The organism is Promicromonospora sp. NPDC057138, assembly GCF_042670845.1.
Taxonomy (GTDB): Bacteria; Actinomycetota; Actinomycetes; order Actinomycetales; family Cellulomonadaceae; genus Promicromonospora.
The window spans coordinates 57437-81127 of the sequence record NZ_JBHUUX010000009.1; the positions used below are offsets into that span (position 1 = coordinate 57437).

The following is a 23691-nucleotide window of genomic DNA, read 5'->3' on the forward strand; positions in this document are numbered from 1 at the left end:
ACACATTAGCGGGCGGCGTGCGGACGGGATCCTGCGGGCGCTCAGCTCGAGTCGCGGACGACGAGGCGGTGCGGCAGTTCGACGACGCGGGCCTCGCCGGTGCCCTTGCCGTCGAGCCGTTCCATCAGGAGACGCGCGCAGGCCCGCCCGATCTCGCGCGCCGGGTTGTCGACGGTCGTCAGCGGGGGGCAGACCAGGGACGCCGCGTCGATGTCGTCGTAGCCGGTCACCGCGACGTCGTCCGGGACCCGCAGGCCTCGGGCCCGGGCCGTGTCCAGGACACCCATCGCAATCAGGTCGTTGGCCGCGGCGATCGCGTCGGGAGGGTCCGTGCGGTCGAGCAGGACCGCGGCGCCGCTGCGGCCGCCCTCGCGCGTGAAGTCCGCGAAGAGCACGTAGTCGTCCCGCACGGGGACGCCGGCCTCCGCCAGTGCGGCCCGGTATCCCTCCAGGCGCTGCTGGGTAGGGATCGCTGACTCCTCCCCGCCGAGGAACGCGATCCGGCGACGGCCGCGCTCGACCAGGTGCGACACCACCAAGCCGAATCCGCCGACGTCGTCGGTGTGGACGAAGTCGCCGCCCCCGGGCGGCGCCTGCCCGAGGCCGACGAACGGGACGCCCGCCCCGCGCAGCGCGGCGAGGCTGGGCTCGTCGAGCCCGAACTGCGCGACGACCATCGCGTCCACGCGGCGCGAGAGCAGCCGGTAGATGGTGGCCGCGGAGCGGTCCGGCACGTTGGAGTCGGTGACCGTCAGGATGATGTCGCGGGGTGCGAGCACGTCCTGCATCCCGTCCGCGACCAGCGGGTAGAACGGGTTGGCGAGGTTGGGCACGACCAGGGCGATCATGCCGGTCCGTCCGCCGCGCATCTGCGACGCGCCCGGGTGGGGGAGATAGCCCAGGCGCGCGATGACCTCCTCGACGCGTGCCCGGGTCGCCGCCCCCACGGGTCGTTTGCCCGTGACCACCTGTGAGACTGTCGACACGCTCACGCCGGCGGCCTTGGCCACGTCACGGATCCCGACCATCGGATGCCCCCCGTCGGCCCTGCTGCGCGCTTCGCTGTGCGCAAAGGATCTCTGACATCGTCCTCCTGAATCCTGCGGCGCGGCAAGGCGCAGACGCCAGGATCTCGCGAAGGCGGCCCGGCCGGCAGCGGTGCACTCCGGCAGCCTGACCGCTCCAGCACCCACGTCGTGATGGCGCCATATTGAATTGACCCGTCGCGGACCGCCCTGCTTCGCTGGGCCATCCGCCGCCCACGAGGAGCCTCCTTGACGACCCTGCGCAGCATCAGTGCTGATGAGAAAGACCTGTTCAGCGAGGGCGAGACCGCCGAGAAGGCGGCCAGCTTGCGGGCATACGTGGATGCTCAGCTCGAAGCCGGCAGCATCCGGCCCGAGTGGTGCTTCGTCGCCGAGCGTGACGGCGCGCAACTCGGCAGGGCCGCGCTCTACGCGCTGCCGGGCGCGGACGTTCCGGCGTCGATCGCGCTGCTCGAGACGTCCTGGGAGGACGCGGACGCTGGACCGGAAGTGCTCCGGCTGGTTGCCGCCAGAGCCCGTGACCTGGGCGCCGCCGCGCTGGAATACGCGCTGGACACGCCACCGAGCGCACCGCGGTTCCAGTTCCACCCGGCCGAGCAGGAGGCGGCACTGCGCGCCGCCGGTTTCCGGCTCCTCCGGGACGGGATGCGCTGGCGGTGGACCACCGATGCACCGGTACCCCCGCAGGACGACCGGCTCACCTTCCGGCCACTTCCGGAGATCGGCCGCGAGACCTTCGTCGACGTGCTCGGACGCACGATGGAGGGCACCGCCGACGCCGACCTCGCCGACGGCGTCGCCGCGCACGGCCTGCACGGCGCCGGCGAATGGATCTTCGACCTGATGGCGAAGTTCGACCACCGGGACGAGTGGTACGAGATCGGCTTCGCCCCCGACGGCAGCCCCGCCGCGGTCAGCATGCCGGCACGCAATCCCAGCGAAGCCGTCATCGGGCACGTCGGCGTGGTCCCCGAGCACCGCCGCCGGGGATACGCCACGGCCGTGGTCGCCCGCGGCGTCGCCGTCCTCGCCGCGGCCGGCGCCACCTCCGTCGTCGGCGACTGCGATGCCGCCAACACCGGCATCGCCCGCGCCTTTGCCGCCAACGGCTTCGACAACTTCGTCAACCGCCGCGAGTTCGGCCGCTCCCTCGGATAGCTGGTCGGCAGCTCAGGCAGGGACCTCGGCCGTCCGGTCCCAGTCGCGGGGCGTGAGGTCGGGACGGCGGTGCTCGTAGTCGTTCGAGAGCAGCGGGGACGAGATGATCATGTCGGCGGTGGCGACGTTGCAGGCCATGGGGACGTTCCAGACGGCGCCGATGCGCAGCAGCGCCTTGACGTCCGGGTCGTGCGGCTGGGCCTCGAGCGGGTCCCAGAAGAAGATCAGCATGTCGAGGCTGCCCTCGGCGATCCGGGCGCCGATCTGCTGGTCTCCGCCGACCGGCCCGGACAGGAAGCGGTGGACCGGCAGGCCGAGCTCGAACTCGAGCATCGTGCCGGTGGTGCCGGTCGCGTAGAGCTGGTGCTCGGCCAGCGTGCCGCGGTTGTAGTCGGCCCAGCGCAGCAGCTCGACCTTCATGTTGTCGTGGGCGACCAGGGCGATGTGGCGCTGCTTGATCGTCGGGTTCATGGGAACCTCCGTTGACGGTGGGGCGGGGGATCGTCACCCGCCCCGTCGCAAGCGTCGTACCTGAAGTATCAGGGCAAGCGAGCCGCTTGTCACCGCCTGCGCGCCCGGGTGACCGCACCCCGAAGCAGCAGCCCGATGGAGCCGACCGCTATGGCGCAGATGAACGCGGTAGCGACCCCGAGAACCGCCCACGCCCACACCTGCCACGCGTCGACGTCGGTCCGCCCGAGCCACCGGACCAGATAGTTCGACGTCGACGCCACCGGGAAGGTGAAGACCCAGTACTGCATCCCGAACGGGATCCGCCGGTACCTGCCGATGAGGGCAACCTGGACGAAGAGCATGATGAAGAGCACGCCGGTCAGGAGGCTCTGCGGAGTGTTCAGCGGCCCGGATCCCGGATGAGCGACGAGCCACGCGATCGAGCCCGTGGCCGCTGCCGCCAGGAACGCGGTCAGCGTAGGTGTCATCGAGTCCGGCATCTGACCACCCCCGATATGGCGATACATCACCCCGGTCCCGAGAGTCAGCCAGAAGAAGAGGCCGGCGCCGAAGGCGTACAGGGCCAGCTCGTGCAGACCCACCGCGGTGAGACCGATGCTGCCGATGAAAGGGCCGGCGACGACGGGGAGGAAGTACCCGCCGTGCAGCGCCTCGGCGCCGCCGAGCCCGCCGGTGATCCAGTGCGCCGCGAGCCGCGCCGCGATGACGGCGAGGAGCGCGACGAAGGCGAGGACCACCCACCGGCCGGCGTCGGGCGCGTACTCCGCGTAGTGCTGTGCCAGCAGGACCGCGACGAGGGGAATGAAGGCGATGAAAGGCCCGGATACCGGATGCTCGATGTCGCTACGGATCTTGCCGGGCCGGCGCAGGCTCTGCGCCAGGTAGACGGCGGTGAAGACGACCCAGAACCCGGCGCTCGCGGCGAAGGCCAGCTCCGCGGGCCAGCGGGGCGCGCCGAGAAGCTGCGCCGCGGCCGCCCAGGCGCCGCCGAGGCCGGCAAGCCCGAGTGCAATCCCGAAGACGTCCAGCGGGAGGGTCTGCCGCACCGGAGCCGCCACGCCCAGGGCTTCGCCCGCCGGGCTGAGGGTTGAGGTCATTCCTTCTCTCCTGGAGCCTGGCCGTCGCCGGGAAACCCGGGTCTGCCACAAGATAAACCGATCGGTTTCCTCGTGCAAGCTCGGCCTGTCGGAGAGGGCGCGCGCTCAGCTCCCGGCCACCGCCGCGGTGAAGCGCGCCGCCAGGCGCTCCAGGCAGGCCCGGAGCTCCGGCGGGCTCTCCACCGTGAAGTCGAGGTCGAGGCGGGCGAGGTAGGCCGCGAGATCGATCAGCGAGTCGCTGCCGGTCTCCCAGAGGCAGCCGCCGTCGTCCAACGGGGTCAGCAGCCCGCTGCCCGCGGGGAGCCGCTCGGAGGCTGCCTCAGCGCTCGCGGCCAGGCGGATCCGCGCCTGGTAGCGCCACGCACGCGAGCCGATGCCGCCGAGGACGTGGGTCAGCGCGTCCTCCGGCGGCTCCTTCGGCTCGAACCGGGGGCCGTTGGGCGTCACGGGTCTGACTCGGTCGGCCCGGAAGGTGCGCCAGTCCTGGCGGTCGACGTCCCAGGCCAGCAGGTACCAGCGCCGTCCGGTGTGGACGAGGCGGTGCGGCTCGGCCCGCCGCCTGGTCGCCTCGCCGTCGCGGTCGAGGTAGTCGAACCGCAGCTGCTCGTGGCGGCGCGCGGCGTCCGCGATCGTGGTCAGGGTCGCGGCGTCCACGGTCGGGCCGCCGGCCGCCGCGGTGACGGTCGCCGAACGCAGGACGTCGACGCGGTGCCGCAGCCGGGACGGCATCGTCTGCTCCAGCTTCAGCAGCGCCCGCAGCGACGTCTCCTCGATGCCCGAGACCGAGCCGGAGGCCGCCGCGACCAGGCCGAGGGCCACGGCGACCGCCTCGTCGTCGTCGAGCAGGAGGGGCGGCAGGTCGTTCCCGGCCTCCAGGCGGTAGCCGCCGGCGTGGCCGGTGGTCGAGCGGACCCGGTAGCCGAGGGTGCGCAGCCGTTCGACGTCGTTGCGGACGGTCCGGGTGGTGACGCCGAGCCGCTCGGCGAGGCCCGCGCCGGTCCAGTCGCGCCGGGTCTGCATGAGCGCCAGCAGGTGCAGCAGCCGCACCGAGGTCTCCAACATCGTTCAAGCCTCGCATGCTTTGCGGAACGTAATGTTCCGCAAGGCCTCCTACCCTGAAGAACACAGAGGAACACAGCAGAGAACCGAACAAGGAGCAGACCATGTTGCGAGGACTCACCACCGTCAGCTACTTCGCCGCCGACCTCGACGCCGCGAAGGCCTGGTACACCGAGCTGCTCGGCGTCGAGCCCTACTTCGAGGTCCCCGGCGGCTACGCCGAGTTCCGCGTCGGCGACCACCAGCACGAGCTCGGGCTGATCCAGGGCGACTACGCCCGGCACGACGTCGGAGCCGCGCCCAGCGGCGAGATCGTCTACTGGCACGTCGACGATCTCGACGCCACGATCGCGCGCATGGCGTCCATGGGCGCCACGGAGTACGAGCCCAGGATGGAGCGCGGTCCGGGCTTCGTGACGGCGTCGATGGTCGACCCGTTCGGGAACATCGTCGGCGTCATGTTCAACCGCCACTACCTCGACATGCTCGCTACGACGGAGCGGGGCGCGTGACGATGGAGGTCCTCGAGCTCGCCGACGTCGGCGCCTGGGAGGCATGGCTGGAGGCACATCACGGGGACGACGGCGAGGCCTGGCTGCGGATCGCCAAGCTGCGCTCGCCGCTCGAGGTGATCCGGATCGGCGACGCGCTCGACGGCGCCCTCTGCTTCGGCTGGATCGACGGACGGCGGCAGGGCCTCGACGGGGACTCGTTCCTGCAGCGGTACTCACCCCGGCGGCCCCGCAGCCCGTGGTCGAAGGTCAACCGTGCCAAGGCCGAGGCACTAATCGCGGCCGGGCGCATGCGCCCGGCCGGGCTCGCCCAGATCGAGGCGGCGCGCGCCGACGGTCGCTGGGACAGGGCCTACGAGCCGCAGCGCACCGCGGCGGTCCCCGCTGAGCTCGCCGCCGCGCTCACCGCACATCCTGCGGCGCAGGCCGCCTTCGACAGCCTGGGCAGGTCCGAGCAGTACGCCCTGTTCCTCCCGCTGCTCAAGGCGCCCACCCCGCGGAGCCGCGAACAGATCGTGGCGCGGGTCCTCGCCGAGCTGGGGAGCGCCTAGCGTCGTCGGGCACGGTCCCGTCAGTCGTAGCTCTCGCCGAGCGCAGTGCTCCCGGCCGCCCGAGCCACGTCCGCGGGCACGGTGCGGACCTCGAGGAGCTCCTCACGGCCGCGGTCGCCGGAGACGCCGAGGGCGAGCACCGGGCCGACGCCGGGGGCGTAGAGCTTGTACTCGAGCACGTCGGGCTCGATGGTGCTCGTGTCCTTGGTCAGCAGCGCCCGGTCGTAGTGCCCGGCGGGGACCTCGGCCTGCTCGTCGAGGCTGAGCACCGCGCCGTTGTCCTCCGCCTCGCCCTTGAGGTACTCCTGCCGGTACGCCATCCCGACGGCGGGGTCGGCCGGCAGGATGACGCCGGCCAGGGCGCCGTCCTTCCCTGCCTCGAAGGAGCCCTCCGTGGTGGCGAGCTTGCCGTCCTCGAACTCGGCGGTGTCCTCTCCGAGGTACCAGATCGTCCCGTCGGAGTCCTGGGCGTACCAGTCGAAGGTGTCCTCGACGACCGCGCCGTCCTGGGTGACGCTGTCCCGGACGACCCGTGCCGTGACGCCGTTGGCGATCGCCTTCGTGGCGCTCGTGACGGTCACGACCACACGCAGCTTCTGGCCCTCCTCGTCGGTCTCCCGGGAGACCCACTGCGTCCCCGGCACCATCGGCCAGTACTCGTTGTCGATCTCGGTGGTGAAGTCGGCGGGATCCAGGTCTGCCGGCTCACTGGATTGCGGCAGTGCGGCATCGCCCGTGACCGGCGCGGCCGGTGCGGGTGTCGGTCCAGTGCCCTGCCCGCAGCCGGAGGCGAGGCTGAGAACGCCCAGCAGGCCGGCTACTGCAAGCCCGGAGCGCAACGGTTGCCTGACGCGTGTCATCGGTCGTCGCCTTTCGTGCGTTCAGCTTCGGTCGCGACCGTATGGTCCCGACGTCGGGCGCGTCTCTTCGCGGGGTTCAGACGATGGTCCCCGCGAGCAGCGTGTCAGCCCTCGTCCTCCGCGTCCTGCTGGCCGTCGGCTTCCGTGCCGACCACGACGAAGTTCTCGTCGAGCTGGACGTCGACCTGGGCGCCGTCGTCGAGGGTGACCTCGACCTCGTACTTGCTCTCCTCGTCGTCGACCTCGGTCCCGGTCACGGTGCCGCCCCCGGTCTCAGCCAGGGCTGCCGCTTCCGCGCGGTCCAGGTCGGTGGTCGGGATGGCCTGTTCGGTCTCGGTGCGGTCCTCGGTGTCGTCAGTGCCGGACGCGGCGAACGCCACGCCGGTGACCGCGCCGGTGGCCAGCGCGACGCCGCCGATGGTGGCGGCGATCTTCCTCGGGTGTCGTTGTGTGCTCATGCTTCGACAGTAGGCCGGGCGGCCGGCCCCGAGCCGGTCTCTCATCGCCTCCTCATCCCGGGTCCGTAGCATGACAAGGGTGCGAGCGTTGCTGGTCGAGGACGAGGCGAAGCTGGCCCGGCTGGTCGCCCGCGGCCTGACGGAGCACGGTCATGTCGCCGACGTCGTCGGGTCCGGCGAGGAGGCCTTGGCCGTGGTGGCCGACGGCGCGTACGACGTCGTGCTCCTGGACGTGCGGCTGCCTGGCATGGACGGGTTCGAGACCTGCCGCCGGCTGCGGACGGCGCGGGTGTGGACCCCGGTCGTCATGCTCACCGCACGTACCGCGGTGGCCGACCGGATCGCGGGGCTGGACGCCGGCGCCGACGACTACGTGGCCAAGCCGTTCGCGTTCGACGAGCTGCTCGCCCGGATGCGCGCCGTCGCCCGCCGGGGCGAGGTTCCTCGCCCGACCGTGCTCACGGTCGGGGACCTGAGGCTGGACCCGGCGTCGCGGCGCGCCTGGCGCGCACACCAGGAGGTGACGCTCTCGGCGCGCGAGTTCGCGCTGCTGGAGGCGTTCATGCGGCGCCCGGGGCGAGCCCTGACCCGGGACGAGCTGCTGGAGCACGCCTGGGGCTGGGACAGCGACGTGGCGTCCAACGTGGTCGACGTCTACGTCCGCTACCTCCGGGAGAAGATCGACCGGCCCTACGGCCGGCACTCGATCGAGACCGTGCGCGGGACCGGGTACCGGATCACCGCGGACCGCGCCACCAGCGAGGACGGCCAGACCCAGGCTGTGGCGGACGGCGATGGCTGACCGGCTCCCGCCCTGGGCACGGCTCGCGCGACCCGCCGCCTGGCCGCTGCGTCTGCGGGTGGCCCTCGCGTTCCTCCTGGCAGCGGCGCTCGCGCTGACGCTGCTGGGCGTCTTCGTCCAGGTCCGCGTGGCCGATGCGCTGGAACAACGGACTCATGACCTGCTCGAGGCGCAGGCAGAAGGGCTCGTCGCGGTGCCTCGGGCCGAGCGTGTGGCACGCGTGGAGGCCATGACGGGCGATATCCATGCCCAGCTCCTCGACGGAGACGGACGGCCGCTGGCGTCCTCGCCGCTGGTGGCCGGCCCGCTGGTGTCGGCGGCCGACCTCGCGGCGCTGCCGCCACGCGGGTCCTGGTCCGCCGACCGGGTAGTCGTCGTCCTCGATGACGACGCGGTCGCCGCAGGCGACCAGCGGGCCGAGCGCGAGCCGGCAGTGCTGCTGGTGACCCGTGCCGACCAGCAGCTCGTCGCTGTGGCGACGTCGCGCGAGGACATCGAGGAGGCACTGGACGCCGTGCGGGTGCAGCTGGTGACCGGGGTGCCGCTGGCGCTCGTGGTCGCGGGAGCCCTGGGCTACCTCGTGGCAGGGGCCGGGCTGCGGCCCGTCGAGCGGGTCCGGGAGCGCGCTGCGCGGATCTCCGACCGCAGCTCCGGCGAACGCCTGCCCGTCCCGCCCGCCCACGACGAGCTGCGCCGTCTCGTGGTGACCCTGAACGCGATGCTCGACCGGCTCGACGACGGCCTGCACCGGCAGCGCCGCTTCGTCGCCGAGGCGAGCCACGAGCTACGCACGCCCCTGACCCTGCTGCGCACCGAGGTCGATCTCGCCCTGGCGCGCCCACGTTCGAACGAGGAGCTGTCGGCGGCGCTGCGCTCGGTCGGCCAGGAGACCACACGGCTGACGGTCCTGGCCGAGAACCTGCTCACGCTCGCCGCGGCCGACGAGGGCCGACTCGCCCTCGTCCGCGAACCCGTAGATCTGGCCGAGCTCGCTCGTCGGGTCGTCGAGCGCTTTGCGCCATCGGCGTCCGGGCCGATCTCTACGACGGGCGACGACGCCGTGGTCGTGCACGCGGACAGGGAGCGACTTGACCAGGTGCTCTCGAACCTCGTGGACAACGCCCTGCGGCACGGCGCCCCGCCGGTCGAGATCGACGTGCGCCTCGATGGTGAACGTGTGCGGCTGACCGTCACCGACCACGGCCGAGGATTCACCGTCCAGGACCCGTTCGACCGCTTCGTGAGCACCCACGGATCCGCGGGGCTCGGCCTGGCCATCGTCAAGGAGATCGTCGCGGCGCACGACGGGAACACCTACCTTGTTCGCCGGGACGGGACCACATCGGTCGTCGTCGACCTGCCCGCAGGGGCACGGTGAGGGCGATCCAGGGCGCGTCAGCGCCGCTCTCGGTCGCGCTCCCGACGGCCATCGTGAAAATCGTTCGTCACCGGCTGCGGATGTCCCTACGGTTCCGAGTGTGCCCGAGACCCCGCACAGCACACTCACCGCCGAGAGCGCGGAAGAGCTACTACGGCACGTGTTCCCGACCGCCTCGGTCACCGAAGTCATCAAGCGCACAGGCGGACAGCTGTGCACCGTCTTCGAGATCCGCTGCGCGCCGCCGACCGAGCCGGTCATCATCAAGATCTACGCCGAGCAGTGGCGCTGGAAGCAGGAGAAGGAGATCCACGTCTATCGGCTGCTGGAGCAGCATGGCGCTGGTCCGGTGCCGCGCATTCTCCACAGCCAAGGTGAAGGCAGCCCTCTCGGGCAGGCCTATACGATCATGACCAGGATCGACGGGACGCCGCTGTCCGCGGTCAGCCGTGATCTGCCCGACGCCGAGGTGCGGAACATCTACCGGCAGCTCGGCGCCTGCCTCGCTTCCCTCCACGGCATCACGCAGAGTGGGTTCGGCTATCTCACCACGCGCATCCTGGACCCGGAGCCGACCAACAGCGCGTACATGCTGCGGCAGTTCGACAAGAAGCTCGCCGAGTTCGCCGCTCTCGGCGGTGATCCCGCCCTGCATGCGGCGGTGGAGTCCCGTCTCATCGAGCAGGCCGGGCTCTTCCAGCACTGCGCGGGCGCCGTGCTCTGCCACAACGACTTCCACGAGGGCAATGTGCTGGTGGCCAAGGGGGCTAGCGGCTGGAGACTCACCGGCTTCATCGACGTCGAGAACGCCATCGCCGCCGACCCCCTCATGGACCTGGCCAAGACGCACTACTACGCCATCCACGATGACCCGGCGAAAGGCCAAGCCTTCCATGAGGGCTACGGTTCCCTTCCGTCCGATGCGCAGGATCGCATCGAGATCTATCGGCTCTACCACGCCCTGGAGCTCTGGGACTGGTTCGCCTCCATCGGCCAGACAGAACCACTCCCCGGCATCGCGGACGACATCAGACGAATGACCACAGCGTGACTACCCGTCCCGACGCAAAGGAACGACGCGGGAAACCTCGGCCAGCGCCGATTCCAGCTCCTCAGAACACACGAAACCCTCCTTCGTGTCACGGGTCTGCAAGCAACGCACAAGTTTTTTGCAACCGCGCCTACCTACCTTGTGTATCGCCGCTGAAAGCGCCTGACTACGGGGCTGCTCAGGGGCCACAGGAAAGGCAGGCTCAAGAACAACCGCCAGGTGTGGCTGACCGCCACGCAGGCACTCACGATTCGGAGTTGATCTCTCATGCACATTCGCAAGAAGGCCGCAGTGGCTGCCGCTTTGATCGGTCTCGCTCTGACCCTTGGTGCCGCCGCACCCGCTGTGGCATCAGCGGACGCCGCTGACGCACCGGGGGTGGTGACGCCGCTCGTGGCGGCTCAGGCAGCGGAGTACGAGAACGACCAAGCCGAACCGAGGGCCTACTCCTCGCACCCGAAGGACTGCGTATCCTTTGACCGCTACGGGGCATGCGTCCAGCCGTACGGCGACCTCATCTGGATCAAGGACGGCATCAAGGACGGCCATGGACCATACGTGTCCTGGACTGACATGGACGGTGACCGCGCGGGACTGTGCTTTGACCAGCAGGGCGTCGATGCTGGATGGACTGCCTGCAACAAGAACTTCCCTGAAGGACACGAGATCCGATGGCAGCTCACCTTGCGGAACTACGACGGCACCTGGGAGTCCTCCGCCTACCGGTACACGACCGTCTAGTACTACAACCGTAGATCGGGCCGCGAAACCGCAAACCGCGGCCCCGATCTACGGTTGTGGTCCCAGGAGCCGTGTCCCTAGCGGGGACGCGACCTCGCCCATAACTCTTCCGCCACACTTCCCGGTCCGAACCCGAAGTGCTCCAGCATCGCCGTGGCTTCGGGAAAGTTGGCCGCGATCGCGTCGGGTGTGTGGGCGTCGCTGCCGATGCTGACCGTCGTGCCGCCCTCCTCGGCCCACCACTGCGGAATCCACGGCCACAGTCGTCGCGTGTTCATCTCGAGGGCTCGTCCACTCTCGGCGATCGATCGCATCGCTGCTCTGAAGGCTTCCTCGAACGGGCGCGGATCGAACGGTCCAAGGGCCGCGGTCGGCCATTGCCGGATCGCGTAGTCGATGTGCGTGAAGACGTCGAACGCGTCCGACCGCTGCACCATGACGGGGACCTCCGCCAGATAGCTGTGCATGACGACCGCCGGATCGTGCTCACGAAAGAGCATGCCCGGTTCCGCGGCGCCGTCGCCGAGGTCGAGGGTGTGCAGCGAGCCGAGGACCCGGTCGATCAGGCTCAGATCGACGATCTCCCCGGCCTGAGCACCGAAGAGGTGCGGCTGTCCGAATTCCACTCCGGTGTGGATCCGGAGGTCGGGGAAGTCGTGCCGCATGCGATCGATGGCATCGAAATAGCCTTCCGCGTCGAACGGCGCGAAGTCGACGCGGCCCGCACTGCTGACGAGGTCCTGCTGGTGGGGCATCAGGTCCTCGGGCTCGGCGCGCCACGTGTCCGGGATGTCGAGGTGCTCGGTGAAGAAGAGCGCTGGCAGCCCGATCCTCACGGCCTGGGCGCAGGTGGCGCGCATACGTCCGACGGCGGGGGACCGCGGGCCGCCCGTGTCCCACGACCACTCGCTGTGCACATGACTGTCAGCCGGCAATGTCATGCGCCGATGCTCCCACCGTCCGCGGGTCGGCGAAGGCCTCTCCCAGTCGCCAGGCCCGCGGGTTCGCCGTCCGCGGCGTCAGGGCGGCGAGACTAGGGGCGGACGTGGATGACGGCGTGTGTGCCGTCGGTGCGCCATCCGGGTGCGGTGGCCTCCAGGTGCGCGAGGCGGTCCGGGTCCACGCCCACGGCGACGTCGGACTTGAGGGTGCGTAGTGCGGCCAGCGGGGCGGGGAAGTAGGACGTGAGGTCCTGGAACGAGGTGGTGGGATCCCAGTGGGCGTCGCCGACGAGGCGACGGTAGTTCAGGTCGCCCTTGATGATCACCAGGGTCGCCTCGGCCAGCTCGGAGGCGAGGTCGGTCGGCAGGTCGTGGAAGGTCAGCGGGCTGCACCAGAACGCGTGGGCCTGGACCCGGAGCTGCCCGTCGCCGATTGCCGCGGTGAGTCGGGCGGCGACACTGGCGGCGGTGTCGCCCGCTGCGTGCAGGCGGCGAAGCACCTGGAGCAGGTCGGCGGTCGTGGCGTCGGAGACGTAATAGGGGTGGGGCTTGAGGTGCAGCGTCACCGTCGCGGCGCGTCCGGTCGCCAGGAGGCGGTCGGTCAGGACGAGGTCGGCGACCAGCTCTCGGCCGGCGTTGTCCGCGACCAGGTGCACCTGGCCCGGTGAACCCGCACCCAGGAGGCGCCACAGTTCCGCCGATTCGTCCGCGACGAGCTCGTCGACCTGCTCCTTGTGCTGGGCGGACGGGTCGGACATCCGGAAGCCGAGGTCTGCCCGGTTGCCCCACAACGAGGCGGCCAGCGCCGCGGAGAGGCCGGCCTGGTCGGAGGCGGTGACGAGACGGTCAAGGTCTCCCAGATCGCGAGCAAGGTCCGGCGTATCGAGCTCCGCGTTCTTCTGCGGGGCGAACGGGTCGATCCCCGCCCAGGGTCCCGAACCGAAGTAGCCGGTGGCCTCCAGCAGGAGACGGTAGAAGTACGACTCCGCCCACAGGAACGGAACATCGATCCACCCGCGACCCAGGTACGGGGCCGCCCACTCCTGCCACGCCGCCTGGTCGTGAGCGCCGGCCGGGAGCGGCGGAACGGCGCCATCGATGGTCACCAGCAACTGGTCGAGCGACTCCTGGATCGCGGGTGGGTAGGGCACGAGCCGACGGACGGTCGCGATCAGGTCGGGGTGCCGTCGTGTCAGCACACCCCAGGCGAACGAGCCGGGCGCGTTCGACACGATCGCCTCAGCGGCCGGGAGGGGATGCTGGTCGTGGTCGATGCTCACTTGCTGGCTCCTCGCTCGTCGTCGTTCAACTTCAGCAGGTCTGTGCCGCCCGCGCTACTGACGACGGCCCTCGCCGTGCGGGCCTCTCAGGACGCACGAAGCCCAGGTCAGAAACATATCCTGACCTGGGCTTCCGCACTCCTCTGAACGGGCGGTGGGATCGAACCCACCCTCGAAGGTTGCTGTCTGTCAGGCGGTGCCGGTGATGGCGGTGCCGGTGACGACGGTGCCGTCGCGGGTCACCGTGTACTCCAGCGTCTGGCCGCTCCAGAAGTGGAACGTCAGGTAAGCCTGCTCGCCGTCCTTGAGGCTGTCCAGGTAGAGCTTGGTCAGCAGGATGGTCCCGTTCTCGTAGTCGGGCCGGAAGTCCTCCCAGAACCCCGGGAACGTGGTCCAGTCGATGGAGCCGGCCGCGGTGCCGTCGGCGTAGACCGACTCCAACATGGCCAGCCGGTCGCCGTTGAACGCGGTCGGGATCGTCAGCCCCGCGTTGGTTCCGGTGGCGTCCTCGATGACGACATCCTCGGAGCTGATGAAGTTGAGCTTCCAGGGCATGCCGTCGGAGAAGTAGATCTTGAGCTGATCGCTGGTGCCGATCTCCCGGTCGCCGAGGATGCGCTTGATGAACTTCGCCTTGATCGTCAACGTGGTGCCGTCCAGCGAGTAGTCCTTGCCGGCCCGCAGGGTGGTGGTCCCGAACTTCACCTTCTCGAACTCGAGGCCGTTGAGGTTCAACGTGACCGACCGGTCGGTGATCTTGTCCGAGGCGTCCACGAACACGTTGTCCGAAGATGCGGTGCCGGAGCGGGTCGTCCATGCTGTGGAGATGTAGTCGAACTGCTCCTGGTCGCGCCACTCGCGCTTGTAGCGGTCGTAGTGCCTTCCGTTGTCCCACCACATGGTCGTGATGCCCGAGGTGCGGGCCAGGTAGCCGAAGTGCTCGAAGAACTTCAGCGCCTCGCCGCGCTCGACCCTGTTCTCGTAGTTGTCGTGCAGGCTGTACTCACCGATGATGACCGGGATGCCCTGGGAGACGAAGGTGTCGACCTGTCGCTGGAAGTCTTCCTCCAAGAAGTCCTGGACCTCTTGGTTGTAGGACGGGTATCCGGCGAGGTTGGCGCTGAAGGGAAAGAAGCCGTAGTTGTGCGTGGTGGCCGCGAGCATCGGGTCGTCGAGCGCTTCGATCTGGGCGGCGAGGGCGTCCATGTCGCCCGGGTCGGATCCGGTGCGGATCGTCGGCAGGACCAGGAGGCGGTCGGCGTTGTTGCCGCCGGAGGCGCGCACGATTTCATGGAAGGAGCTGTTCAGCTCCGCAATGAGCTCGTGGTCCCTGTCCGTCCCAGGGCCCCAGCCCCCGAAGCCCACCTCGTTGACCGGCTCGAACATCAGCTCCTGCGGGTAGTCCTTGAAGGTGTCCGCGATCTGGGCCCAGGTGGCGGTGTACTGGGCCATGACCGCGTCGTGCTGCTCGGGCTCGGCGATGTGCTCGATCCACTGCCACGAGTCGTGGTGCGTGTTGATCATGACGTAGAGGTCCGCGTCGAGGGCGTAGTCGACGATCTGTTGCACGCGTGCCATGGTCGCGGGCTCGATCGTGTAGTCGGGCGCCGGACCGGTGCGGGTGCCCCAGCTGACGGGGATGCGGACCGAGTTGAAGCCCTCGGCCTTGATGTCCTTGAAGAAGGTGTCGTCGACGCGCGGGTTGCCCCACGCGGTCTCGTCGGCGCCGGGGCTGCAGCACATGGCGTCGAGCGTGTTGCCGAGGTTCCAGCCCGGCTGCATGGCTGCGACGATCTCCTCCGCCGCCGACGCCGACGCCGGGTCGGCGGACTCGGGTGTCGTCTGCGCACCGGCGGGGCCGGCGACGCTCGCCGACAACGCCAGCCCGGCCGCCAGGGCGACGAGCTTCTTCCACGGGGGTCTCTTCACGGTATGCCCTTCTTCGCGCACGGGTGGCGTTCGATGAGGGCGGTTGGCTCCTCGTCGAGCGCGCTTTGGGGTGATGAGCGGCATTGCTCGTCAGATCGTGGCCGGCCCAACATCCGCTTCGACGGGGCCACTCCCTCGAAGCGCTTCAACAAAATAGGGCTTCGGCGCAAACGTGCGCAACCCCCAGTTTGTGGACTGAACCAGGCGGATCGGTACCGATCCGACGGGGCCGGGGTTCGAATTTCGTCGAAGCGCTTCGAGCGCGACAGAGAGCACACGATCGCCGGTAGGAGTCCGGCGAGCCCCAGCCTTTCAGCGCACGAAGCCCAGGTCAGAGACTGGCTCTGACCTGGGCTTCCGGGCTCTGCGCTCACCCGATTCGTTGTGAGCTGTTGCCGGCGCGGGTCAGGAACACCCGCGCCGGACCTACGTCACGCCATTAGCGCTGCAGGGTAAGCAGACCCGGCCGATAGGGCAGGCGGCCGTAGTCCATACCGTCGGAGCTCGGGTCGCGCCCCTGGTAGAGGAACTGCAGGTTGCAGGGGTCGATGGTCTTGGTCTGGTCGGGGTTGGTGCGAACCAGATCGCCGTGGCTGATGTCGTTGGTCCAGGTCGCGCCGCTGTTGGCCTTGCCGGCGAACGGGTTGCTCTGAGTGTCGGCCTGCGGGGTCCAGGTGCCGTCGAGGCTGGTGGCGGTGAACGAGCGGAAGAAGCGACCGTTCGAACCCTGGGCCTCGACGATCATGAGGTACTGGTTCTGGCCCTGGACCTTGTAGACCTCCGGCGCCTCGAACAGGTTGAGCGACGTGTCGCTCATGATCTTCGTGTAGTTCGAGCCAAAGCTGCTCGGGAAGTTCCCGATGGGCATGCTCGCGCGGTAGATGCCGCCGTTGTCGTCGGCGAAGAACAGGTACATGTTCCTGTCGTCGCCGATGAGGGTCTGGTCGAGGGGGGCCCCGACGGGAAGGGTGCCTGTGAAGAGTTCCTGGTGCGGGCCCCAGCCGTTGGGGTTGGAGGGGTCGCTCGACGTGCGGTAGGAGAAGGTGTACGGCCAACCCCACTGGTAGGCGAGCACCCAGGTGTTCTTCGGGGCGAAGTAGAAAAGCGTCGGCGCAACGGCAGAGAAGCTCGTCATCTGGGTCTGGCCGGCCGACGCCATGTCGGACCAGTTCGTGAAGGGGCTGAAGGCCATCGAGCCCCAGCTGCCGCCCGGGGGGGCTACCCCGTCGTGTGTCGACCCATAGACCAGGTGCTTGCCGTTGTAGACGACGTTGGTGAAGTCCTTGAGCGCGACCGACCCGTTCCCCGGTTGCGCCAGGGGGCCGGTCGATGTCCAGCGGTACGTCGACGGAAGGGTGCAGGTGCCGCTCCCGCCGTCGACGCGGACGAGCTGCCACTGCTGGTTGCTGCCGCCCCAGTCGCTGTACTGCACGACGGCGGCGCCGTCGTTGGTCGCCGCGTTCTGGACCTCGACCGCCTTGTTGCTGTTGCGGTTGATCAGGCGCACGTAGCCGCTGTCGGAGTCGGCCAGCCGGAACTGCTGGTTGGCGCCGCCGGTATCGGTCCACTGGTGGATCGCGGCACCGTCGGCTGTCGACCAGCTGGACACATCGATGACCTTGCCCGAGTGCCGCGCCTTGATCTTGTAGTAGCCGCCGCCGGCGTCCACGAACTGGAACTGCTGATTGTTGGCGTTGGTGCGGGTCCACTGGTGGATCAGGGCTCCGTCGGCGGTGGACACGCCGCTGACGTCCATGGCCTTGCCACTGTTGCGGTTCAGCAGCACGTACCAGGCAGTCGGGTCGACCGTGGCGGCCGCGGCCGTCTCGGTGACCGCGAAGATGCCACCACCGGCTAACAACGCCGCGACGGTGGCGGCGACGAGCCGCTTCAACCAGCGAGGTCGCCGCTGCGGCGGCGCGATCGATCGAGAACTGGAAAGGGCAGACATGATCCTCCTTGATCAAGAGCCGGACGGTTCACCTGAGAGAGGGCGCACCGCGACGCATGCCCGGGCGCATCCGTTGAAAAAGTGAGCGCTCACACCGCACAGGGGGCGCACCGCTCCTATCCAAAACTCCGACGAAGCAGGCTTGCCCGGAAGGTCAGACATCGTCGGCTAGCCCAGATTGTGAGCGCTAACACGCCCGCCCGTCAAGGAGGTCCGGTCGACGGCGCGTGTGGGCGCGTTTGGCCCTGGGACCGGCTCATCGGCGCTGGGCGTGGAGGTTCCCGCAGGCGTGCAGGGTCGCCCTGCCTGCGCCAGCCAGGCGTGCTGGGCGGTGCCCAGCCGCAAGATCATTGCCGGTAGGACGGCGGCGGTGGTCGCGGAACCACCGTCGCCGTCCTGAGCGGGCCCGCGAAGACCAGGGCTACGTGTGGTGACGGCGTCCGAGGTTGGCGCCCTCGACGTCGATGTCGGGCAGGATCCTGTCGAGCCACTTCGGCAGCCACCAGGCGCTCTTGCCGAGCAGGTGCATGAGGGCCGGCATGAGCAGCATCCGGACGACGAACGCGTCCGCGAGCACACCGAACGCGAGGCCGAAGCCGAACGACCGGATCATGGCGGAGTCCGCGAACACGAAGCCGCCGAACACCGAGACCATGATGAGCCCGGCGGCGATCACCACGGACCGGCCGGCGCGGAAGCCGCGCGCGACCGCGACGCGCGCCGGGTCGCCGTGGACGTAGGCCTCGCGCATGCCCGTGGCGAGGAACAGCTGATAGTCCATGGCCAGGCCGAACAGGATGCCCACCAGGATGATCGGCAGGAAGCTGAGGATCGGGCCGATGCTGTCCAGGCCGATGAGGCTCGCGCCGAACCCTTGCTGGAACACCGCGGTGATCACCCCGTACGTCGCCAGCAGCGACAGCACGAACCCGCCGGTCGCGATGACCGGCACCAGGATCGAGCGGAACACGAGCAGGAGGATCAGCAGCGACAGGCCGACGACGACCATCAGGTACAGCGGCAGCACATCGTTCAGTCTCTCGGAGATGTCGATGTTGATCGCGGCTTGACCGGCGACGCCGAGCGTCAGGTTGCCGTCGACGGGCGGCAGGTCGCGTAGGTCGCGCACCAGCTGCTCGGTGGACTCGCTGTTGGGGCCATCGGTGGGTACCACCTGGAAGGCGGCCAGGCGGCCGTCGTCGGACACAGCGATCGGGGCGACCGCTGTGACGCCGTCGACGTCGGACAGGACGCGGGCCACCGCGAGCTGTGCCTCCCTCTCCCCGGCGTCGTTCAGGCCGTCAGGCAGATCGACCGTGATCAGCAGCGGGCCGTTGCTGCCGGCGCCGAAGGCGTCCTCGGAGATCGTGTAGGCGCGCTCTGCCTGTGAGCCGGCGGGCTGCGCGGAGCCGTCGGGCAGACCGAGTCGCATCGACTGCCCGGGGATCGCCAGCACCAGCAGGGCGGCGGCGCTCACCAGCACGGTGACCACTGCGCGGACGGTAGACATCGGCTTCACGTCCGCGACGACGGGGTCGACGAGGTCGCTGTCGGCGACCTTCGCCCGGGCCCTGCGGCTGACGACCCGCTCCCCGAGCAGCCCCAGGAGTGCGGGCGTGAGGGTGATCGCGACGAGCACCGCGATGGCCACACAGGCGGCGCCCACGGTGCCCATGAGGCCGAGGAAGGGGATGCCGGTGATGTTCAGGGCCAGCAGCGCGACGATCACGGTGCTGCCCGCGAAGACGACAGCCGTGCCGGAAGTGCCGTTCGCCAGCCCGATCGAGTCGTGCACGGTCATCCCGTGCAGAAGCTGCTTGCGGTGCCGGTTGACGATGAACAGCGAGTAGTCGATGCCGACCGCGAGGCCCAGCATGAGGCCGAGGATCGGTGTCACCGACGCCATCTCGACCACGCCCGAGAAGGACAGTGCGCCGAGCGCGCCGATGGCCACGCCGATCAGCGCGGTGACGATGGGGATGCCCCCGCCGAGCACGGTACCGAGCAGGACGAGCAGCACTGCGGCCGCGAACAGGAGCCCCGTGACCTCGCCGGGTCCCACGAGGCTCGGCACGTCCTCGGAGATGTCCGACGACGCGGCCGCCTCGACCCCGTCGATCGGCTCACCGGTGAAGTGGTCCACGACTGCCTGCTTGGACTCTTCCTGCAGCTCGAGTCGGGGCACGTCGAAGGCGACGTTCACCCGAGCGGTCGAGCCGTCCTCGGAGACGAGGTGGATGTTCTTGGCGAGGTCCAGCAGCTCGGAGCCCTCGTTGAGCTGCTTCGCCTTGTCCTGCAGCGTGGCGAGGCCATCGTCGATCTTGGCCTGGCCCTGATCGGCCTTGTCGCGGCCGGCGTCGAGCTGATCCTGCTGAGCATCGAGCTGCGCCTGCTGGGCGTCCAGCTCGTCGGTCGGGAGCCCCGCGGCCGTCGCCTGTTTGCGTGCGGCGTCGAGCTGTGCCTGACCAGCATTCAGCTGCTCCTGTCCCGCGTCGAGCCGGGCGGTGCCCTCGTCGAGCTTCCGCTGGCCGGCCCGCAGGTCGGCGCGGGCGGCGTCGAGCTGTGCCTGTCCGTCCTTGAGGTCCTGGGCCTGCGCGGCGCGCTTCTCCTCGGCCTTGAACGGGTCGTTCACGGCAGAGACGTCGGGCAGGTCGCGGGCGTCGTCGACCAGCTCGCTGATCCGCGCCCGCTGCGCGTCCGTGAATGGTGAGCCGTCCTGCGTCCGGTACACGATCGTGCCGGCGGCCCCGGCGAGGTCAGGCAGGCCGTCGGTGAGCTTGTCGACCACCTTGGAGGACGCGAGTCCGGGGATGTCGAAGCTCGTCGCGAGCGTCCCCGCCAAGGTGGCAAACGCGCCACCGGTGAGAGCGAGTACCAGCACCCAGGAGCCGATCACCACCCATGCACGCCGCGCGGCGGCCCTGCCCAGTTTGTACAGCAGCTCAGCCATCGTCGTTCTCCTTAGTTCTCGGGGGATGGTCGAAGCGTAACATAGACGCAACGTTGCGTCTCGTTAATAGGTCCCGTAGGATCGCGCTATGGCGGACCGTCGACGTGGAGCAGCCCGGAGCGAGGCCGCGCGCATCGCGGTCCTGGAGACCACTGCCGAGCTGTTCGCGGAACGCGGGTACGACCGCCTCACCATCGAGGGCATCGCCGCCGAGGCCGGCGTCGCGAAGCAGACGATCTACCGGTGGTGGAAGTCCAAGAGCGAGCTCGTGGCCGAGTGCCTGTTCGAGGGCCGACTGCTGCCCACCGATGTCGTCCCACCGAACACCGGCGACATCCGCAACGACCTGACCACCTGGCTCGACGCCCTGTTCCAGTTCACCGACGCACCGGAGAACAGCGGGCTGGTGCGGTCCCTCGTCGTCGTCGCCGCGGAGAACGAGTCCGTGGGTCGCCAGCTCGACGCTTCGCTCGGCGTGTCGACTCTGCTCACCACGCGGCTGGACGCCGCCACCGAGGCGGGGGAGCTACCCGCGGGCACGCCGCTCAAGGAAGCGGTCGACGCCCTGATCGGGGTGGCCATCGTGCACGTGCTCCAGCGCACGCCCGCCGCGCCAGGCGCCGCCAAGCGGTTGGTGGGCCTGCTGCTGCCCGAGCCTCCGGTCGGCCCAGTCGGCGGCTGACGACGGTGACCTGCCGTGGCAACCGCGGCCGGCCCGGTCGCAGCGCGCCTTCGTCGACCGTGTTTCCGCACGGCCTCCGACGCGCGAAGAGGTCGAGATGCTCGACCGGCCGGTACGCACGCCTGTGATCCGCCAGCTCCGCGTCGTGCTCTCCGGTAGGCGCCGGTGTCGATGACCAGCGGCGGCTGGTTGCGGACGTAGACGCCCTTGCCGACGCGGCTATTGAGCTCCAGTTCCGGCGCCATGTGCCGGGCCCCGACACGACCCCGCGCTGATCGGAGTTGTTTCAACGGCTGGGGGGTAGCGGCGGTGGGACCGTTTCCGACGGACGAAACGCGGGCCTGGCACAGACTCAGCCTGCTTGATCAGGACGAGGCGAGCAGCACGAGCGGCGACGGTGTGCCCAAGTCATCGGTGAGGGCGGGGATCGTGCGCTTCACGGCCTCCCGCAGCCAGCGAACTGCGGGGTCATCGTCTCGCGGGTGCCAGTAGATGGCCTCGGTCATCGCCACGTTGAGCTCAGCGGGAAGTTCGAACCGTGTGAGGCCGAGCGTCTGCGACGCCCGCGCAGCCAGCATCCGCGGGACCAGCGCGACGAAATCCGTCCCGGAGACGAGCAGCGGCAGCGACGCGAGCCCGAAGAGCCGAGCGGCGACGACGTGATCGATCCCGGCGCGGCTGAGCACGGCATCGATACCGATGTCATCGGGGCCGGTCAGGTACGCCGCGGCGTGCGGAACGTGCCGCAGCATCTCGAGACGGGGATTCGCAGCATCGAGGACGGAGTTGGCTGGATCGGCGATCAGCACGAAGTCATCGGAGAAGAGCTCCTCGCTGCGACCGGGCAGATGGAGTCCCTGCGGCCCGATGATCGCGTCGAGCTTCGCGAACGCAGTCAGGTCGCCGCTCTGGGGCGGCTGCGGCACGAAGTCGACCGAGGCCCCGGGCGCCTCCCGTGCGAACGTCTTCATCAGGGGGCCCGCGAGGATCGCAGTCATGTAGTCGGTCGCGGCGAGCACGAAGCGCCGCTGCGTCTGTGCCGGGTCGAACACCTCCTTGCGGTCTACGACCACCTGCAGCTCAGTTATCCCGCGCAACACGGCGGGCAGCAGGTCGCGGGCGAACGGGGTCAGCTCCATCGAGCGGCCCGAGCGCACCAGGAGCTCGTTGTTGTAGTGCCTGCGCAGGCGGGCGAGTGCGGCAGATGTCGCAGGCTGACTCAGGTTCAGCCGTGCGGCGGCGCGCGTCACGCTGCGCTCTTCCAGAAGCACGTGCAGAGGCCTGAGCAGGTTCAGGTCGAACGACGACATCGCGTCTCCTCACCGTGGGCGATCCAGTCAGACATCCATGCCGTGGATAGTTCTCATACGAAACCCACGATTGTATGGATGCTGCCTGGGTGTCAACCTGGTTGCGCACCCGGCTGCTCATCGCTTCGTCCGACCGGGTTGTCTCGCACTAATCACCTTTCAATGACGAAAGAGCGTGCCCCCATGAGTACAGGCATCCTTGCCGACGACAGAGCCCTCGCGCGTCAGGAACTGCGCGCCGGCTGGCCTTCCCTGGTCTTCGCGACGATCGGTGCCGGCGTAGGCCTGAGCGCCCTCAACTACATCCTCGGGCCTCTCGTGGTCCCGCTGCAGGAGGAGTTCGGCTGGGGGCGCGGTCAGATCAACCTCGCGAACCTGTGGAGCGCTCTCGGCTTGGCGATCGCTGTGCCCTTCCTCGGCCGCATCCTGGATCGCTTCGGCGTCAGGCGGGTCGCGCTGGTCTCGCTCCCGCTCTTCGCAGCTGTCCTGTTCCTGCTCGGCAGCGCGACCTCCTCGCTGATCGTGTTCCTCGTCTGCTACGGCCTTGCCGGAATCCTCGGGGCCGGCACCGCGGCTGTGACATATTCCAAGGCCGTCGTCGAGCGTTTCGACGTCAGCCGCGGACTCGCGCTCGGGATCATGGCGGGCGGTCTCGGCGCTGCGGGGCTCCTGCTGCCACCGCTCATCGGCGCTGTGACCGCATCGTCCGGATGGCGGTCGGCCTATCTCGTGATGGGGGCGCTCGGTATCCTGCCGCTGCTCTTCCTGCTCGTTGCTCGCCTGCCGAGGCAGCATCCTGGTACGTCCGCCTTGGCCGAGAACAGCTCGCCGCTGCCGGGCCTGACCGTGCCTCAGGCGTTGCGGCGCGTGGAGTTCTGGACCCTTTGCGGCGTCTTCCTGATCCTGGGATGGGCGCTGCTGACCATGGTGCCTCACTTCGTGCCCATGCTGATCGATGCTGGAGTCGATCCGGTGCAGGCCGCCCTGCTGTCGTCGTTCGTCGGGGTCGGCACGGTGATCAGCCGGCCGATCGTCGGATGGCTCTTCGACCGCGTCTATGCGACCTATGTTGCCGTTCCGCTCTTCCTCGTCGCCGCGCTGGGATGCCTGCTGCTGCTGTGGGTCGGACCGGGTGCCGCGGCGCTGACGGCCGTCCTGATCGGCATCGGATTCGGCGCGGAGATCGACCTCATGGCCTACCTGAGCTCCCGGTACTTCGGCCCGCGGAAGTTCGGCACGCTCTACAGCGTGATCTACAGCTGCTTCATCGTGGGCACCGCACTGGGACCCGTCGCGGCGGGCTTCATCTTCGACGCGACAGGGTCCTACGACATCGCCCTTGTCATCGCCGCAAGCCTCCTGGCCGTGGGTGCCGTCGTGCTGCTGCTCCTGCCCCGCTTCCCGCAGCGGTCCGCATGAGCACAGCACGCACGAGCATCGCATCGCGCCCAGTTTCCCCGG

Annotated in this window: 21 protein-coding genes; 9 read left to right on the top strand and 12 right to left on the bottom strand. The window is 69.4% G+C overall.

Features of this window, described 5'->3' with window-relative positions; all coding sequences use genetic code 11:
• Positions 1 to 41: 41 nt before the first annotated feature.
• Positions 42 to 1028, bottom strand: coding sequence for a LacI family DNA-binding transcriptional regulator (locus ACFT2C_RS08535; RefSeq protein WP_377206608.1), 987 nt, complete (start codon positions 1026 to 1028; stop codon positions 42 to 44).
• 246 nt (positions 1029 to 1274) lie between these two features.
• Between ACFT2C_RS08535 and ACFT2C_RS08540 the strand changes: the two genes are divergently transcribed.
• Positions 1275 to 2204 carry a GNAT family N-acetyltransferase gene (locus ACFT2C_RS08540; protein WP_377206609.1) on the top strand — a complete coding sequence of 310 codons (930 nt, stop codon included), beginning with the start codon at positions 1275 to 1277 and terminating at the stop codon, positions 2202 to 2204.
• Between the two features lie 12 nt (positions 2205 to 2216).
• Here ACFT2C_RS08540 and ACFT2C_RS08545 read toward each other — a convergent pair whose 3' ends face one another.
• The 3 genes from ACFT2C_RS08545 to ACFT2C_RS08555 form a co-directional block, all read right to left on the bottom strand.
• Complete coding sequence (locus ACFT2C_RS08545; protein WP_377206610.1) at positions 2217 to 2675, bottom strand: methylglyoxal synthase; 459 nt, start codon at positions 2673 to 2675, stop codon at positions 2217 to 2219.
• An 89-nt stretch (positions 2676 to 2764) separates the two neighbouring features.
• Positions 2765 to 3775, bottom strand: a complete 1011-nt coding sequence (locus ACFT2C_RS08550) for a TDT family transporter (RefSeq protein ID WP_377206611.1) — start codon at positions 3773 to 3775, stop codon at positions 2765 to 2767.
• A 105-nt stretch (positions 3776 to 3880) separates the two neighbouring features.
• Positions 3881 to 4837, bottom strand: a complete 957-nt coding sequence (locus ACFT2C_RS08555; protein ID WP_377206612.1) for a helix-turn-helix transcriptional regulator — start codon at positions 4835 to 4837, stop codon at positions 3881 to 3883.
• A gap of 101 nt (positions 4838 to 4938) precedes the next feature.
• Here ACFT2C_RS08555 and ACFT2C_RS08560 point away from each other — a divergent pair, with 101 nt between their 5' ends.
• Positions 4939 to 5346, top strand: coding sequence for a VOC family protein (locus ACFT2C_RS08560; protein WP_377206613.1), 408 nt, complete (start codon positions 4939 to 4941; stop codon positions 5344 to 5346).
• A gap of 2 nt (positions 5347 to 5348) precedes the next feature.
• The gene (locus ACFT2C_RS08565; RefSeq protein WP_377206711.1) at positions 5349 to 5897 is read left to right on the top strand and encodes a YdeI family protein; all 549 of its coding nucleotides are present in this window, start codon (positions 5349 to 5351) and stop codon (positions 5895 to 5897) included.
• Positions 5898 to 5917: 20 nt separating this feature from the next.
• Here the strand turns inward: ACFT2C_RS08565 and ACFT2C_RS08570 are convergent, their stop codons facing one another.
• A complete protein-coding gene (locus ACFT2C_RS08570; protein WP_377206614.1) occupies positions 5918 to 6757 on the bottom strand; it encodes a hypothetical protein in 840 nt (279 codons plus the stop codon).
• A gap of 104 nt (positions 6758 to 6861) precedes the next feature.
• Entirely contained in the window at positions 6862 to 7215 is a 354-nt protein-coding gene (locus ACFT2C_RS08575; protein WP_377206615.1) for a hypothetical protein, read from the bottom strand.
• A gap of 79 nt (positions 7216 to 7294) precedes the next feature.
• On the opposite strand from ACFT2C_RS08575, the gene ACFT2C_RS08580 reads away from it, so the two are divergent.
• From ACFT2C_RS08580 to ACFT2C_RS08595, 4 genes are all read left to right on the top strand, one after another.
• Positions 7295 to 8017 carry a response regulator transcription factor gene (locus ACFT2C_RS08580; protein ID WP_377206616.1) on the top strand — a complete coding sequence of 241 codons (723 nt, stop codon included), beginning with the start codon at positions 7295 to 7297 and terminating at the stop codon, positions 8015 to 8017.
• On the top strand, positions 8010 to 9395 hold the full coding sequence (locus ACFT2C_RS08585) for an ATP-binding protein (protein ID WP_377206617.1): 1386 nt from the start codon (positions 8010 to 8012) through the stop codon (positions 9393 to 9395). The genes ACFT2C_RS08580 and ACFT2C_RS08585 overlap by 8 nt, the downstream gene beginning before the upstream one ends.
• A gap of 100 nt (positions 9396 to 9495) precedes the next feature.
• Positions 9496 to 10446, top strand: coding sequence for a phosphotransferase family protein (locus ACFT2C_RS08590; protein WP_377206618.1), 951 nt, complete (start codon positions 9496 to 9498; stop codon positions 10444 to 10446).
• Positions 10447 to 10737: 291 nt separating this feature from the next.
• Positions 10738 to 11187 (top strand): hypothetical protein, encoded by a 450-nt coding sequence (locus ACFT2C_RS08595; protein WP_377206619.1) that lies wholly within the window; start codon positions 10738 to 10740, stop codon positions 11185 to 11187.
• 77 nt (positions 11188 to 11264) lie between these two features.
• Here ACFT2C_RS08595 and ACFT2C_RS08600 read toward each other — a convergent pair whose 3' ends face one another.
• The 5 genes from ACFT2C_RS08600 to ACFT2C_RS08620 all read right to left on the bottom strand — a co-directional run bounded on the left by ACFT2C_RS08600 (position 11265) and on the right by ACFT2C_RS08620 (position 20238).
• A complete protein-coding gene (locus ACFT2C_RS08600) occupies positions 11265 to 12128 on the bottom strand; it encodes a PHP domain-containing protein (RefSeq protein WP_377206620.1) in 864 nt (287 codons plus the stop codon).
• A 92-nt stretch (positions 12129 to 12220) separates the two neighbouring features.
• Entirely contained in the window at positions 12221 to 13408 is a 1188-nt protein-coding gene (locus ACFT2C_RS08605; RefSeq protein WP_377206621.1) for a damage-control phosphatase ARMT1 family protein, read from the bottom strand.
• A gap of 189 nt (positions 13409 to 13597) precedes the next feature.
• Positions 13598 to 15337 (bottom strand): cellulase family glycosylhydrolase, encoded by a 1740-nt coding sequence (locus ACFT2C_RS08610; protein ID WP_377206622.1) that lies wholly within the window; start codon positions 15335 to 15337, stop codon positions 13598 to 13600.
• Positions 15338 to 15776: 439 nt separating this feature from the next.
• Positions 15777 to 17288, bottom strand: coding sequence for a non-reducing end alpha-L-arabinofuranosidase family hydrolase (locus tag ACFT2C_RS08615; RefSeq protein WP_377206623.1), 1512 nt, complete (start codon positions 17286 to 17288; stop codon positions 15777 to 15779).
• Between the two features lie 421 nt (positions 17289 to 17709).
• Positions 17710 to 20238 carry an MMPL family transporter gene (locus tag ACFT2C_RS08620; RefSeq protein WP_377206624.1) on the bottom strand — a complete coding sequence of 843 codons (2529 nt, stop codon included), beginning with the start codon at positions 20236 to 20238 and terminating at the stop codon, positions 17710 to 17712.
• Between the two features lie 88 nt (positions 20239 to 20326).
• On the opposite strand from ACFT2C_RS08620, the gene ACFT2C_RS08625 reads away from it, so the two are divergent.
• The gene (locus tag ACFT2C_RS08625; RefSeq protein WP_377206625.1) at positions 20327 to 20920 is read left to right on the top strand and encodes a TetR/AcrR family transcriptional regulator; all 594 of its coding nucleotides are present in this window, start codon (positions 20327 to 20329) and stop codon (positions 20918 to 20920) included.
• A 365-nt stretch (positions 20921 to 21285) separates the two neighbouring features.
• Here the strand turns inward: ACFT2C_RS08625 and ACFT2C_RS08630 are convergent, their stop codons facing one another.
• Positions 21286 to 22230, bottom strand: a complete 945-nt coding sequence (locus tag ACFT2C_RS08630) for a LysR family transcriptional regulator (protein ID WP_377206626.1) — start codon at positions 22228 to 22230, stop codon at positions 21286 to 21288.
• A gap of 78 nt (positions 22231 to 22308) precedes the next feature.
• Here ACFT2C_RS08630 and ACFT2C_RS08635 point away from each other — a divergent pair, with 78 nt between their 5' ends.
• The gene (locus ACFT2C_RS08635) at positions 22309 to 23649 is read left to right on the top strand and encodes an MFS transporter (protein ID WP_377206627.1); all 1341 of its coding nucleotides are present in this window, start codon (positions 22309 to 22311) and stop codon (positions 23647 to 23649) included.
• Positions 23650 to 23691 lie beyond the last annotated feature (42 nt).